Origin of the sequence: Haloarcula hispanica ATCC 33960, assembly GCF_000223905.1 — an archaeon.
Classification (GTDB): domain Archaea; phylum Halobacteriota; class Halobacteria; order Halobacteriales; family Haloarculaceae; genus Haloarcula; species Haloarcula hispanica.
The window spans coordinates 352,125-365,213 of the sequence record NC_015943.1 but is presented as its reverse complement, the minus strand read 5'-3'; the positions used below and the strand labels follow the sequence as shown (position 1 = coordinate 365,213).

14 protein-coding genes and 2 pseudogenes are annotated in these 13,089 nt (G+C 62.4%); 10 read left to right on the top strand and 6 right to left on the bottom strand.

From position 1 onward, the window contains the following. Window positions 1-27 precede the first annotated feature (27 nt). Window positions 28-861 (bottom strand): HpcH/HpaI aldolase/citrate lyase family protein, encoded by an 834-nt coding sequence (locus HAH_RS16850; RefSeq protein WP_014030905.1) that lies wholly within the window; start codon window positions 859-861, stop codon window positions 28-30. 217 nt (window positions 862-1,078) lie between these two features. Here HAH_RS16850 and HAH_RS16845 point away from each other — a divergent pair, with 217 nt between their 5' ends. Beyond that, window positions 1,079-1,954: an amidohydrolase family protein gene (locus tag HAH_RS16845; protein WP_014030904.1), complete on the top strand. Its 876-nt coding sequence runs from the start codon at window positions 1,079-1,081 to the stop codon at window positions 1,952-1,954. Here HAH_RS16845 and HAH_RS16840 read toward each other — a convergent pair. Then, on the bottom strand, window positions 1,951-2,712 hold the full coding sequence (locus HAH_RS16840) for an enoyl-CoA hydratase/isomerase family protein (RefSeq protein ID WP_014030903.1): 762 nt from the start codon (window positions 2,710-2,712) through the stop codon (window positions 1,951-1,953). The two genes, HAH_RS16845 and HAH_RS16840, sit on opposite strands and share 4 nt — an antisense overlap. 25 nt (window positions 2,713-2,737) lie before the next feature. After that, complete coding sequence (locus tag HAH_RS16835; protein ID WP_014030902.1) at window positions 2,738-3,394, bottom strand: helix-turn-helix domain-containing protein; 657 nt, start codon at window positions 3,392-3,394, stop codon at window positions 2,738-2,740. A 106-nt stretch (window positions 3,395-3,500) separates the two neighbouring features. Between HAH_RS16835 and paaA the strand changes: the two genes are divergently transcribed. The 6 genes and pseudogenes from paaA (at window position 3,501) to paaE (ending at window position 6,399) form a co-directional block, all read left to right on the top strand. Then, window positions 3,501-4,442 (top strand): 1,2-phenylacetyl-CoA epoxidase subunit PaaA, encoded by a 942-nt coding sequence (paaA, locus tag HAH_RS16830; RefSeq protein WP_014030901.1) that lies wholly within the window; start codon window positions 3,501-3,503, stop codon window positions 4,440-4,442. A 5-nt stretch (window positions 4,443-4,447) separates the two neighbouring features. Beyond that, window positions 4,448-4,606 (top strand): annotated as a pseudogene (locus HAH_RS20520) (PacF protein); the annotation flags it as partial. A gap of 69 nt (window positions 4,607-4,675) precedes the next feature. Beyond that, window positions 4,676-4,975: pseudogene (locus HAH_RS20515) on the top strand (PacF protein); the annotation flags it as partial. Further along, entirely contained in the window at window positions 4,975-5,808 is an 834-nt protein-coding gene (paaC, locus tag HAH_RS16820; RefSeq protein WP_014030899.1) for a 1,2-phenylacetyl-CoA epoxidase subunit PaaC, read from the top strand. The pseudogene HAH_RS20515 and the gene paaC, both read left to right, overlap by 1 nt. After that, entirely contained in the window at window positions 5,801-6,235 is a 435-nt protein-coding gene (paaD, locus tag HAH_RS16815; protein WP_014030898.1) for a 1,2-phenylacetyl-CoA epoxidase subunit PaaD, read from the top strand. Before paaC ends, paaD begins: the two co-directional genes overlap by 8 nt. After that, window positions 6,232-6,399 carry a 1,2-phenylacetyl-CoA epoxidase subunit PaaE gene (gene paaE, locus HAH_RS20060; RefSeq protein ID WP_004594293.1) on the top strand — a complete coding sequence of 56 codons (168 nt, stop codon included), beginning with the start codon at window positions 6,232-6,234 and terminating at the stop codon, window positions 6,397-6,399. Before paaD ends, paaE begins: the two co-directional genes overlap by 4 nt. A 100-nt stretch (window positions 6,400-6,499) precedes the next feature. Here the strand turns inward: paaE and HAH_RS16810 are convergent, their stop codons facing one another. Further along, the gene (locus HAH_RS16810) at window positions 6,500-7,951 is read right to left on the bottom strand and encodes an aldehyde dehydrogenase family protein (RefSeq protein ID WP_014030897.1); all 1,452 of its coding nucleotides are present in this window, start codon (window positions 7,949-7,951) and stop codon (window positions 6,500-6,502) included. A 147-nt stretch (window positions 7,952-8,098) separates the two neighbouring features. After that, entirely contained in the window at window positions 8,099-8,557 is a 459-nt protein-coding gene (locus HAH_RS16805) for a MaoC family dehydratase (protein WP_008308373.1), read from the bottom strand. 98 nt (window positions 8,558-8,655) lie between these two features. On the opposite strand from HAH_RS16805, the gene paaI reads away from it, so the two are divergent. Then, window positions 8,656-9,051: a hydroxyphenylacetyl-CoA thioesterase PaaI gene (gene paaI / locus HAH_RS16800; protein ID WP_014030896.1), complete on the top strand. Its 396-nt coding sequence runs from the start codon at window positions 8,656-8,658 to the stop codon at window positions 9,049-9,051. Window positions 9,052-9,054: 3 nt separating this feature from the next. Here paaI and paaK read toward each other — a convergent pair whose 3' ends face one another. Continuing rightward, complete coding sequence (gene paaK, locus HAH_RS16795) at window positions 9,055-10,344, bottom strand: phenylacetate--CoA ligase PaaK (RefSeq protein WP_044952595.1); 1,290 nt, start codon at window positions 10,342-10,344, stop codon at window positions 9,055-9,057. Window positions 10,345-10,475: 131 nt separating this feature from the next. Between paaK and HAH_RS16790 the strand changes: the two genes are divergently transcribed. Continuing rightward, window positions 10,476-11,648, top strand: coding sequence for a thiolase domain-containing protein (locus HAH_RS16790; protein WP_014030894.1), 1,173 nt, complete (start codon window positions 10,476-10,478; stop codon window positions 11,646-11,648). Next, complete coding sequence (locus HAH_RS16785; RefSeq protein WP_014030893.1) at window positions 11,645-13,081, top strand: zinc ribbon domain-containing protein; 1,437 nt, start codon at window positions 11,645-11,647, stop codon at window positions 13,079-13,081. Before HAH_RS16790 ends, HAH_RS16785 begins: the two co-directional genes overlap by 4 nt. Window positions 13,082-13,089: the final 8 nt, after the last annotated feature.

Here is a 13,089-nt window from a genome sequence, read left to right as displayed (position 1 = left end):
TAGGTCCCGGATAGGTGTTGTCGTTGGCTACCGCTGCCCGGCCTCGCGAGCGCGTTCGAGGACACGCTCCGCCTGTGCGATAAGCGGTGCGTCGATCATCTCCCCGTCGACTTCGAACACCCCAGCATCTGTTTCTTCGTCGGCCGCGATGATGCGTTCGGCCCATGCTATCTCCTCGTCACTTGGGGTAAACGCGTCGTTGATGACCGCGACCTGATCTGGGTGGATTGCCATCTTCCCGTCGTACCCGAGTTGGGCAGCGAACTCAGTTGCGTCACGGAGGCCATCCAGATCGCCGTATTCCGGGTAGATCGTATCGATTGCATCGATTCCTGCGGCGCTGGCCGCAACGACGACCCGCTGGCGTGCATAGAGCACCTCCCGTCCATCGCTGGTGCGACTCGCACCGAGGTCGGCTGCAAGGTCCTCGGCCCCAAAGAGCAGGGCATCGGTCGGGTCGGCGGCTGCAATCTCCGCCGCGTTGAGGACGCCGGCGGCCGATTCCACTAGCCCAAGCACCGGGAGATCCGCGCTGTATTCATCGAGGAGCCGTTCCAGTGCCGAGATGTCCTCGGCGGAACTGGCCTTCGGGAGCATCACACTGTCAGGGCTGGCATCCGTCAGTATCGCTGCGAGGTCCGCTGTGGCGCTGACCCCTACGGGATTGATGCGAACGCAGATGTGGTTGTCCGAACTGACAGCCGAGAGTACTGATTGAACGGATTGACGTGCCTGCTCTTTATCCGCCGGTGCAACCGCATCCTCGAGGTCGAAGACGACGACATCGGCGTCGCCACCGGCCGCTTTCCGCATCAACTCCGTATTGTCACCCGGTGCGAACAGAACACTGCGACGAACCATAGCTGTGCCTTCACTCCCCGGTAGTAAGATTGTAGGGGGTTGACGCCCGGCCATACCGGGGGTGAGCCTTCGTCTGGCGATTTGTTCGTCTGCCGCCGTTATCATCGGCTCTTCTCGATGCTGGTATCCTCAGCACGGTTCTCCACTCGCTCCGGCGAGTATTCTGCACAGCACAATCAGGCATGGATTTTTATGATACTGGGTAAAAGCTCCTTCTGTGACAACCGACCTCCCCGGCGTAGCCGACAGGCAACTGTTCGATACGCACGCGCATCAGCCGACCAGTGAGTTCCTCCACGACGCTGGCGGCGAAATGATGCAAGACGCCGCCGACCGCTTTGGCACTGACCTGGAGACGTGGGACTACGAGGAGATGCTCGCGGAGTACCACGAAGCGGGCGTCGGTGGCGCTGTCCTGCTTGGCTGGGACGCGGAAACGAACACCGGGAACCCACCCGTCCCGAACGACTACGTCGCCGAGGTCCGGGACGAGTATTCCGACTTCTTCGTCGGGTTCGGGAGCGTCGACCCTCTGAAAGACGATTGTGTGCAGGAGGCAATCCGGTGCGTCGAGGATCTGGACCTCTCCGGGTTCAAGTTCCAGCAGATCGCACAGGGCTTTGACCCCTCGGACGAACGCCACGACCACCTGTGGAGTACCATCGAAGACCTCGGCGTCCCCGTCGTCTTTCACGGCGGCAACTCGACGCTCGGGGCCTGTAGCGCCGGCGGCCGTGGCCTGAAGGTCAAGTACGGCAACCCGATGCTTATCGACGACGTGGCCGCCGCCTATCCGGACCTCGACATTCTCATCGCCCATCCCGCGTTCCCGTGGGAGAAAGAGCAGTTGGCGATCTGCCAGCAGAAGGGCAACGTGTACATGGATCTCTCCGGCTGGATACCGAAGTACATCGACGACCAGGTCCTTCACTACGCCGGGACCGTTCTCAAAGACAAGGTGATGTTCGGCACCGATTACCCGATGATCGACCCCGAAACGTGGCTCGAATCGTTCGCCCGCGACACCGATTTTGACACGGACGTCCAGCGGAAGATTCTGTTCGAAAACGCACAGGAGTTTTTCCACCGCTAATCGAAGTCCGGGGTTCGACCGTCCAGAAACGCTTCGACACCACGCGAATGAGCCGGCGTATCGTACGCCAGTGACTGGATGCGTGCCTCTCGGCGCAGCCCGGTCTGTAACGGCTGGCCGATGTTGTCGTGGATCGCTTCCTTCGCCAGCCCGAGGTTCGCCGTCGGCTGTGCCTGAAGCGTTTCGAGCAGGTCGGCCGTCCGCGCGTCGAGGTCACGCTGCTCGACAGCCTCGTTGATCAGGTCTATCTCGGCGGCGGTCTCGGCGTCGATCAGTTTCCCGGTGAACGCGAGTTCCTTGGTCTTCCTGAGCCCGATGAGCCGGGGGAGTATCGCGGTTGCGCCCATATCCGGCACGAGGCCGACGCTGATGAACGACGCACCGAACCGGGCGGACTGGGCGGCATACGCGAAATCAGCGACAGCCACGAGCGACAGCCCGGCACCGACCGCATCCCCGTTGACCTTCGCGACGACAGGCACCGGCGCTTCGAGGATGTTGCTGGCCACCCGACCCAGCGTCGTCCGGACCCGCTCGTAGGCTTCCGTCGCGGACTCCTCACGCTCGCTCATCGCCTCGATATCCCCGCCGGCACTGAAGGCGTCGCCGTCGCCGGTGAGGAGCACGGCATCGTGTGTCGCTGGGTCGAGGTCAGCGAGCGCAGCAGCGAGCTCAGTCGCGACCGCCCCGGTCATCGCGTTTTTGACATCGGGACGGTCGAATACGATTCGTCGAACAGCGCCGTCTTCAACGCGCATGGTCGTACTCACACGCGCGGGTACTTTACTCCCGGTCGTCGTCCGGTCGGCCTTCGCCGACGCCGCCGAACAGCTGTGTGAGCAGCGAGTGCTGTGCGCGGTGGAGTCGTTCGAGGAACGCGGACTTACTGATACCGAGTTCGGCGGCGACTTCACTAGCGGTGGTCTGTCGTGGGACGACGAAGTAGCCCATCTCGACCGCGTACCGGAGACTTTCCGCCTGTGCCGGGGTCAGGTCCCACTGCTGGGCGATAGACGCGTCTTCTCTCGCACGCAGGGCGTACACCCGCTGTAGCTTCACGCCGACGGTTTCACCGGCCGTCTCCATGACCGTCTGGAGGATCTCGTGGCCCACCACAGCGCCAGTTAGAATCGCGTTTCCGTCCCGATAGGTCAGCGATTCCACCATGAAGCCCGCGCTGATGAGTTTGTGGACGACACACTGCTGGAGCGACAGACACCGGTAGTTGTACCGACCCTCGGTAACTGACTGGTAGAGATAGCGGATCCGGTCGTCGCCGTCGAGGTAGTCCCCGAGTTCCTCACTCGCCTGCGCGCTGAACCGCAACAGTACGTTACGGTCATCCCGGAGGAGTGGCGGGGCCGCCTCGATGGGCGTGCCAGTGGCACTACTCGCATCTGCCAGTGGACAGTCATCGCCCTCGATGCGAAATTCGACCATTAGACACTCCTCTATCATTGCCTCGTATATGTGCGGATATACTTATAAAACCCGTCTATATAGGGGCAAATTAGTATGAACATTCCTCACGATTTATGGGATACATATGAACGTTGACGAAGTCAAAGCCCGCGCTGGACCCCGGGAGTTCAGCCCGAAAGACGACCTTCCCGAAGAGTATCGGAAGGCAGCCACGCGGATGCTTGAATTCCACGCCAACAGCGAGATTATGGGGGCGTACCTCGAACGGCCCTTCATCAGACAAGCCCCGAGCATCGAGCGAAAGATGGCCTTCAGCGCGAAGGTGCAGGACGAAATCGGCCACGGCCAGATGCTCTACCGAGCGGCGGAGTCGCTCGGTATCAAGACCCGCGAAGAGATGCTCGACGACCTGGCGAACGGGGACGGGAAGTTCCTGAACTGCTTCCACTACCCGATGGAGAGCTACGTCGAGACGCCGATGATTGCCTTCTTCGTCGACGGGGCCGCGATGCGCCGCCAGGCGACCCTGAAAAAGTCCAGCTGGGAGCCGTACGCCCACGCGATGGACAAGATCTGCTTCGAAGAGGGGATGCACGTCAAGCACGGTGAGTCGATCCTCCGCGAACTGATGAACGGCTCCCGGAGGGAACAGCGCATGACTCAGGAGGCCTTCGAAGAGTGGTGGCCGCGAATCCTGCAGTTCTTCGGCCCGACCGACGACCAGAGCACCCACCACGACTTCGCCGCGGAAGTCGGGCTGAAGACGTGTACGAACGACGAGCTTCGGAACGCGTTCCTCAACACCTACATCCCGAAGGCGAAAAAATACGGGCTGGAGATGCCCGACGAGCCACGCATTCGGGACAACGGTGACGGGACCTACGAGGTCGTCGAGGACGACCTCGACTGGGACGAGTTCTTCACCGTCTCGCAGAACGAATATGACGGCAGTATCGAACAGATTTCCGGTCGCCGGCAGGCTCAGGAAGCGGTGCAGTGGGTCCGTGACATGATGGACGACCAGACGACGACGAACAGCGGCCCGCAGTCACAGGCGGCGGACTGAGAACAATGATCTGGGAAGTATTCCGACAACAGAGTCCGGACGCGGATTTCGTTCACTGCCGGGATGTCCACGCACCCGACCGAGAGATGGCGAAGCAGTTCTCGGTCATTCAGCACGGACGACGGAAGCCAACCCACGCCCTCTGGGTTGCCCCGCAGGAGAAAATCACGCAGGTCGACCCCGATGCAGAGAGCCATGGCGAGGTCGGAAACAGCGCCGAGAAACCGTGGGCTGTCTTCCGGCAGGACCAGCCCGGCGGGTATCACGCGCACTGCGGTGATGTCGAAGCCCCCAGCACCGCCGGCGCAGAACAGGCGGCGATTGCGGCGTTCACTGACGACGACCCCAACAGTCTCTGGGTCGTACAGCACCAGTACATCGGTGAAGTCACCGAGGACGACGTGAGCTTCGGTGGAACGACCAACAAGTCCTACCGGTTCGCACAGACGTACAACGTTGATCCGGCTGCTGAGGAGGTCGAAGCCTCCGAATCCGAGCAGATAGAAGCGGAGAAACAGCGAGGTGAGATCTAATGGCAACAATGGAATCCGACCTCGGCGGTCCAGCCGACCTGTCCGAGGACGAACAGCGCGCAGTCGAGGCACAGCTACTCCGACTCGCCGACGACGAGCTGGTTCAGGCCGAACGCTACACGTTCTGGCAGGTGCGTGCGCCGACACTGGAATCGGATCTCTCGATTTCGAACAACGCACAGGACGAGCTGGGCCACGCCCGACTGTGGTACGATGCGGTACAGCAACTCGGCTACTCCGAGGAATCGCTCATCTACGAGAGCGACCCCAGCGACTTCCAGCACAGTACGCTCGTCGAGTTACCGTTTGCGGAAGGTGACTGGGCCGATGCTATCGTCAGAGCGTACCTCTACGACGTCGCTGAAGACATCCGCCTCTCCGCGCTCGAGGACTCGTCGTACGAAATCATCCGGAACAGAACGAGTCGCATCCAGGGCGAGGAAGGCTATCACCTCGAACACGCCGAGAGCTGGCTGGACCGGATGGCACTGGACGAGGAGGCCAGCGAACGCGTTCAGGCGGCTATCGACGAGCTCTACCCGTACGCCCTCACGCTGTTCGAACCCGTTGGCGACGTGGAGGCCGACATCGACCGGCTGGGCATCCGCACGATGACCCTCGACGAGATGCGCACCGAGTGGGAGACCCGCGTCGAATCGTTCCTGACCGAACTGGGGTTCGACGTGCCGACCGATGCTGCCCCCGCAACGCCGGCAGGCCGGGACAACGAACACACCGACCACTGGCACGACCTACACGACGAAATGACGGCCAGTTACCGGAATCTGGGCCGTGACGAAGCGACGCTGATAATGGCGGCCGACGATGAGTAGCGACTACGACCGGCCACGCGCGGACGCTGATGCTACCGCGTGTTCGTACACCGACTACGAGACCAAAGACCACGCAGCGGACGACGTGCCGGCCACGGGCGAAGACGCCGACGGCATTGAACGCGACGTGTGGGCGGCCCTGTATCAGGTCGAGGACCCGGAGATGCCGGTCAGCATCGTCGACCTGGGCCTCATATACGGGCTCGACGTGTCCGACGGTGCTGTCACGGTCGACATGACGCTCACCTACAGCGGCTGTCCAGCGCGCGAGATCATCCTCGATGAGGTCGAGGAGGCCGCCGAGAGTGTCGACGGAATCGAGACCGCGTCGGTCCGACTGGTCTGGGCCCCGGACTGGTCGATTGATCTGGTCACAGAACAGGGCAAAGAAGCGCTGCGGGACTTCGGCATGAGTTTCGACGGATGAGTGAACCCGACCCCAGTGTCACGACCAGCGGCGAACAGACGGGCGCTGAGTGCCCGTACTGTGGCTCGACCGACACCGAGCGGAAACACCCACGCGGGCCGTCGCGGTGCCAGTCGATTCATTACTGCAACGAGTGCCTGCAGCAGTTCAAAAAGTTCGAGTAAGCAGTTATTACTCGCTAGTTCTGCCTTCGGAGTTTCACAGCGTGAGGCAGAGCGGTGGAACTGTTGCTGGCTGCCTGGGCACGACTCGTCGGGGGAAGTTTCAGCCGAGGTTGATGTGGACGTTTTTCACCTCGGTGTAGGCCTCGATAGCCTGCTCGCCCTGTGCGCGGCCGTGGCCGCTCTGTTTCGTGCCGCCAAAGGGTGTCTGTGGCCAGGTGTTGGGCGTCTCGTTGACCATCACCATCCCGTAGTCCAGGCTGTCTGTGACGGTGTGTGCGCGAGTCAGGTCGTTCGTCCAGACGCAGGCGGTGAGGCCAAACGGTGAATCGTTTGCGACCGCACTCGCTTCTTCCTCGTCGCTCACTTCGATTGCGGTGAGCACGGGACCGAAGATCTCCTCCTGTGCAATCGTCATCCCGTTGTCCACGTCGGCAAAGACGGTCGGCTCGACGAAGTGACCGGTGTCTCTGTCCGCAGGAACGCCACCACCAGCCACAACAGTCGCACCCTCCTCCTTGCCGGTCTCGATGTAGTCGAGTATCTCCTGTTGCTGGCCCGCGCTGACGACTGGTCCCATCTGCCCATCGTCGTCGATGCCACCGCCGAGTGGGATGTTCTCTGCGATCTCTGCCATCCGGGAGACCATCTCGTCGTAGACGTCCTCGTGGACGACGATACGCGAGTTCGCCCAGCACATCTGCCCGGCGTTCATGAAAATCCCGTACTGGATGCCGCGGGCGGCGGCATCGAGGTCAGCGTCGGGGAACACGACTGCCGGCCCCTTCCCGCCGAGTTCGAGCGTCACGTCGGCGACCGCGTTGGCAGCACTGCGCTGGACCGTCTTTCCGACACCTGTACTCCCGGTGAAGGTGACGTGATCGACGCCCTCGTGTCCGGTGAGTGCGTCGCCGGCCTCGGACCCCTTCCCGGGAACAACGTTGACGACACCATCCGGAAGGCCCGCTTCTTCGGCGGCTTTCGCGTAGTACAGCGCCGACAGCGGCGTCATAGCGGACGGCTTGAGGATAACGCTGTTCCCCGCCGCCAGCGCCGGTGCCAGGCCGCGGCCGGCGAGCTGGAAGGGATAGTTCCACGGCGCGATGTGTGCAGTCACACCGACCGGCTCACGGGTGGTGTAGTTGAGCCGACCGCTCTCGACAGGAATCTCGTCACCGCGGATCTTGTCCGTCCAGCCGGCGTAATGGCGGAACGTATCGGTGACCATGTCGATTTCTAGCCCCGCTTCGAACGGCGTTTTCCCGTTGTCGTGGGATTCAACCATGGACAGTTCGTCTTTCATCTCCTCGATGGCGTCGGCCATCGCGTGGAGTTTCGCCCGGCGCGTTCCCGGGTCCATCGTCGCCCACTCGGAGCCGCCTTCGACGGCCGCCTGTGCCGCCTGTACCGCATCGTCGATATCAGTCGCCTCGGCCTTCTGTACCGACGCGTAGGGCTGTTCAGTTGCCGGGTCCTCCGTCTCGATGCTGCCGCCGTTGGTCGCTTCTCGCCATTCGCCGCCGATATACAGGTCTGTCGGGCCGGTGTACTCCATTGCAATAACAGAGGGAGTGCGCGGCGTCTTAGTTGTTATTATTGATCATTAATGTCTGGGTGGCGAGAGCGCGATCCTCGATCTCCAAGTCGCACAATCGAGGCACTACCCGCTACCGATGCATCGCTTTCAGACGCGTCAGTTGACTCACTCGCGTTTCTTGATCAGGAACTTCATGTCGCCCTTGAAGACGACGGTTCCGTCCTGGTTTTCCATTTCAGTGTCGAGGACGACTAACCCGGCGTCGTCGCGCCCGACCTCCTTGGTGTTGTCAACGACGATTTCCAACTGGAGTGTGTCGCCGATGTGGACCGGGTTCGGGAGGTCCATGTAGTTCATCCCGAGGAACGCGAACGCGGTCCGCTCGACGATACCGGTCCGGTAGACGAAGCCGGTTGCCTGAACGAACGTCATCGGCCCGTGTGCGATCCGCTCACCGAACTCCTGTTCTTCCGCGTACTCCTTGTTCGTATGCAGTTCCGTCCAGTCGCCCGACAGCGCAGAGTGCATGACGAAATCGGACTCGGTGACCGTCCGGCCGACACTGATAAACTCCTGTCCCTCTTCGAAGTCCTCGAAGTGGTGTGGCTCGTAGCTGTACGCCATAGTTCCCCATCTGATAGCAGACATTTATATTTTTACGCTCCGCTGACAGCAGCGGCGACCGGTATATATTTATTATTCCTGATAGAACCACAGGCCGTATGTCCGGCGTCGCCGACGAAGTCAGAGAGCGCATCGAATCCGACGCGTACTGCGAAACCCTCGGCATTGACGTCGTCGAACTCGACTCGGGGTACGCCCAGACTGAACTGACGATTACCGAGGACCTGCTGAACTTTCATGGGACGCCCCATGGCGGTGCGGTCTACTCGCTCGCCGATGCAGCCTTCGCCGCGGCGTCGAACTCGCACGGCGAGGCGGCGGTCGCACTGGAGACGAACATCTCGTATTTAGACGCCGTCGAAACCGGTGAGACGCTGTCTGCGGTCGCCGAGGAGACGCATCTCGCGGACAGCACCGCAGAGTACGAGGTAACGGTGACTGCACAGGATGGCGAGCGCATCGCGACGTTTCGCGGACGAGTCTACCGGCCCTGACAGTCAGTCACGGTGGTCGTAGACGCGTTTTACTTTGCCGACCTGCGTTCGGTCGATGCTCCCGGGCGCAACGAGTTCGAGTTCGTCCGGGGTGAACGCGAGCACGTTCTCCAGTCGCTCGATGATTTCGTCTTCCAGCGCTTTGTCGCCCGGCCCTTGCTCCGCAGTCCGTTCGATGGTGAGTTCCAGGACGTCGAGGTTGTTCTCCTCGTAGAGGTCGATGCGGTAGTGCGGAGCGACGCCGTCGATGTCAAGCACAGCGTGCTCGATTTCACTGGGATAGAGGTTCACGCCACGGACGATGAGGAGGTCGTCAGTCCGACCGGTGACGTTGTCCATCCGAACCATCGTCCGTCCACACGCACACTCGTCGTAGTTCAGCGTCGTCAAATCCCCGGTCCGGTATCGGAAGACCGGTAACGCTTCTTTGGTGAGTGTTGTGAGAACGAGTTCACCCTCCTCGCCTTCCTCGACTGGTTCTTTCGTCTGTGGGTCGATGACTTCCGGGTAGAAGTGGTCCTCCCAGATGTGGAGTCCGTCCTGCGCTTCGTGGCACTCACACGAGACGCCGGGACCGATGATCTCCGAGAGCCCGTAAACATCGATGCCGTCGACGCCCAGCCGCTCTTCGATTTCTGCCCGCATCGGATCGGTACACGGTTCCGCTCCGAAGATAATCGTCGAGATCGGCAGGTCGCTGGGGTCGTGGCCCATTTCCTCGGCCGTTTCGGCGAGGTACAGCGCATACGACGGGGTGCATGTGAACACATCGCTCTCCAGGTCGGTCATCAACTCGACCTGTCGCTGGGTCTGGCCGCTCCCGATAGGGATAATTGTGGCCCCCAGCTCCTCGGCTCCGTCGTGAAGCCCCAATCCGCCGGTGAATAGCCCGTATCCGTAGGCGTTCTGGACGGTGTCGCCCGGTTCGGTCCCACTCGCAGCCAGCGAACGGGCAACGACTTCGCTCCAGCTGTCGAGGTCGTCATCCGTGTACGAGACGATTTTCGGCTTCCCGGTCGTCCCGGACGACGCGTGGATCCGGGCGACGTCCGCATCGTCGACGGCGAACAGGCCATCGGGGTACTCGTCGCGGAAATCCTCTTTCGTCGTCATCGGCAGTTTCGTGATGTCGTCGATACTCTGGATGTCTTCGGGCGAGACGCCCGCTTCGTCGAGCTTCTCCCGATAAAACGGGACGTTCTCGTAGGCGTGCGTAACAACCCCCTGTAATCGGTCGGTTTGCAACGCACGCAGCTCTGTACGGTCAGCCGCCTCCAGTTGCTTGTACACCATCGTCAATGATAGAGTGGAATGATAGTGATAAAATGGTTTGGGATTGACCACTCCGAGTGCCGGTCGTGCTTGCTGTGTGACTGTCGGCAAGTGATGCAAAGCTATTTTTCAGTACCCTCAGAGTTCCATGTATGCGGGACGCGTATCTCATCGGCGCAGGGCAAACGCCGTTTGGCTCGATGCCCGAAGAGAGCTACAGATCACTGTTCGACCACGCAGTCAGCGAAGCCATCGACAGTGTCGACCACGGTATCGACACGGATGCAATAGACGAAGCGGTCGTCGGCTCACTCGGCGTGGGCGGTCGACAACTCGGTCTCTCGGGACCGGCAGCAACCGAACACGCCGGGCTGCACGGAATCCCCAGCGTGCGCGTCGAAAACGCCTGTGCTGCGTCGGGCTACGCCGTCCGTCAGGCGGTGCAGGCAGTCAAAAGCGGGATGGCCGACGTGGCGCTGGCTGGCGGCGTCGAAGTCATGACAGACATGAGCAGCGACGTGACGAAGTACTGGCTCGGCGTCTCCGGCGAAACAGAGTGGGAACGGCTGACCGGGACGACGTTCTCCGGCGTCTATGCACAGATGGCAAGCGCGTATCTGCAGGAGTACGGGGCTAGCGAGGAGCACCTCTCGATGGTGGCGGTCAAGAACCATCGGAACGGCGCAAAGAACCCGAAGGCCCATCTGGGCTTCGAGTGTTCCCTCGAAGACGCCGTCGACGCCCCGGTCGTCGCGGACCCGTTGAACCTCTATCACTGCTGTCCGACCTCCGACGGCGCAGCCGTCGCTCTCGTCGCCAGTGAAGACGTCGTTGAGCAGTACACTGATGCCCCGGTTCGGGTCGCCGGAGTCGGCGCGGCCAGCGACCGGGTCGGGCTCTTCCAGCGAGACAGCTACACCGCGATTTCTGCATCAGAAGCGGCTGCGGACACAGCCTACGACCGCGCCGGAGTCGGCCCCGACGACCTCGACTTTGCCGAGGTCCACGACTGCTTCACGATCGCCGAACTGCTTGCCTACGAGGACCTCGGGTTCTGTGACCGCGGCGAGGCACCGCAGTTGCTTGAACAGGGAGCGACCGAAGCTGACGGAGCCATGCCGGTCAATCTCTCCGGCGGGCTGAAATCGAAGGGCCACCCTATCGGCGCAACCGGGGCCGGACAGCTTGTCGAAGCGTTCAAACAGCTCACCGGCAGCGCCGCGGACCGGCAGCTAGCGGCCCCGAAGTACGGGCTCACTCACAACGTGGGTGGGAGCGGCGGCAGCGCAATTGTCCATATCCTCGAACGGGAGGCTGCACGATGACTGCGTCAGGGCTCGCGGCTATCGGCGCGTACGCACCTCGCCTGCGGATCGACGCCGCGGAGTTCGAAGCCGCCTGGGGTCGGTTCGATGCAGCGGGGGTCGACGAGAAAGCGGTTCCCGACGCCGACGAGGACGCGGTCACGATGGGTGTCGAAGCCGCACGCCGTGTGCTCACTGCGGCCGACGCGTCCGGGACGGATGTCGCGCACTTGGCCTTCGCGACAACGACACCACCGATGGCGGAAGAGGACCTTGCGGCGCGACTCTGCAGTATTCTCAACGTCCCCGACAGCGCAAAGACCCAGACCATGACCGGCTCCACGCACGTCGGTGCGCAGGCACTGGACGCAACCATGGACGGCGGGCCGTTCGGGGACGGTGTCGGCCTCGTCGTCATCAGTGACTGTCCCCGAGGTGACCCCGACAGCGGCGTCGAGCACGCCGCCGGTGCCGGGAGTGTCGCGCTCGTTGTCGACGAGGACGGTCCCGGAACCGTCGTTGACCGGGCGTCACACACGGAGGCCTACCCCGGAACGCGCTTCAGAACGGGTGGGGACGACCGGACGACCGGCCTGGGTGTGACGCAGTACGACCGCGAGGCGTTCACGACCACGCTCGGCAGTGCGGCCGACAGACTGGACGTGTCGATGGATACAGTCGATGCGGCAGCGGTCCAGTCCCCGGACGGGAAACTCCCGTATCGGGCAACAGGTGCGCTCGGGGTTGACGCAGAGACTATTGCCGCCGCGGACACAGTCAGTACGCTCGGGGACACCGGCGCTGCCAGTGCGTTTCTCGGAGCGGCGACAGCGTTTGCAGACGACGCCGAACGCGTGCTGATCGCAGCGTACGGAAGCGGTGCGAGTGCGACGCTGTTCGTCGCCACTGGTCCTGTTCCGGTCAACACTGCACTGGACGGTGCCGTCTCCCTGTCCTACGCCGAGTACCTCAGGCGGCGAGGCGAGATTACGCGCGACGAACCCGAGGGTGGCGGCGCCTACGTTAGCGTCCCGTCCTGGCAGCGGACGCTTCCGCAACGCCACCGGCTCGTCGCCGGCCGGTGCTCTGCGTGCGGTACACTGAATTTCCCGCCCACCGGGGCCTGCAACGACTGTCACGAGCGCACCGGTGATTTCGAGACTGTCGAACTGCCCGGGACCGGGACAGTCGAGGCAGTAACGACTATCGAACAGGGGGGTGCGCCACCGGAGTTCGTCGCCCAGCAGTCCAGCAGCGGCGAGTTCGATAGCGCTATCGTCGCGCTTGATGATCCATCTGGCGAGCAGACTGTGAGCGTCCCCGCACAGGTGCTCGATACAACCGACGAGGTCACGATAGGCACCTCCGTCGTGCTGACGACGCGGCGCATCTACACGCAGGAGGGCGTCATCAGATACGGCTTCAAAGCACAGGTCGCCAGCCAGCGCCGGTAGCCGACAGC

Bases quoted from the DNA above. Each gene is read 5' to 3' on its own strand.
- HAH_RS16850 (WP_014030905.1), bottom strand. From the start codon at position 861: ATGGTTCGTCGCAGTGTTCTGTTCGCACCGGGTGACAATACGGAGTTG.
- HAH_RS16840 (WP_014030903.1), bottom strand. From the start codon at position 2,712: ATGCGCGTTGAAGACGGCGCTGTTCGACGAATCGTATTCGACCGTCCC.
- HAH_RS16835 (WP_014030902.1), bottom strand. From the start codon at position 3,394: ATGGTCGAATTTCGCATCGAGGGCGATGACTGTCCACTGGCAGATGCG.
- paaA (WP_014030901.1), top strand. From the start codon at position 3,501: ATGAACGTTGACGAAGTCAAAGCCCGCGCTGGACCCCGGGAGTTCAGC.
- paaC (WP_014030899.1), top strand. From the start codon at position 4,975: ATGGCAACAATGGAATCCGACCTCGGCGGTCCAGCCGACCTGTCCGAG.
- paaD (WP_014030898.1), top strand. From the start codon at position 5,801: ATGAGTAGCGACTACGACCGGCCACGCGCGGACGCTGATGCTACCGCG.
- paaE (WP_004594293.1), top strand. From the start codon at position 6,232: ATGAGTGAACCCGACCCCAGTGTCACGACCAGCGGCGAACAGACGGGC.
- HAH_RS16810 (WP_014030897.1), bottom strand. From the start codon at position 7,951: ATGGAGTACACCGGCCCGACAGACCTGTATATCGGCGGCGAATGGCGA.
- HAH_RS16805 (WP_008308373.1), bottom strand. From the start codon at position 8,557: ATGGCGTACAGCTACGAGCCACACCACTTCGAGGACTTCGAAGAGGGA.
- paaI (WP_014030896.1), top strand. From the start codon at position 8,656: ATGTCCGGCGTCGCCGACGAAGTCAGAGAGCGCATCGAATCCGACGCG.
- paaK (WP_044952595.1), bottom strand. From the start codon at position 10,344: ATGGTGTACAAGCAACTGGAGGCGGCTGACCGTACAGAGCTGCGTGCG.
- HAH_RS16790 (WP_014030894.1), top strand. From the start codon at position 10,476: ATGCGGGACGCGTATCTCATCGGCGCAGGGCAAACGCCGTTTGGCTCG.
- HAH_RS16785 (WP_014030893.1), top strand. From the start codon at position 11,645: ATGACTGCGTCAGGGCTCGCGGCTATCGGCGCGTACGCACCTCGCCTG.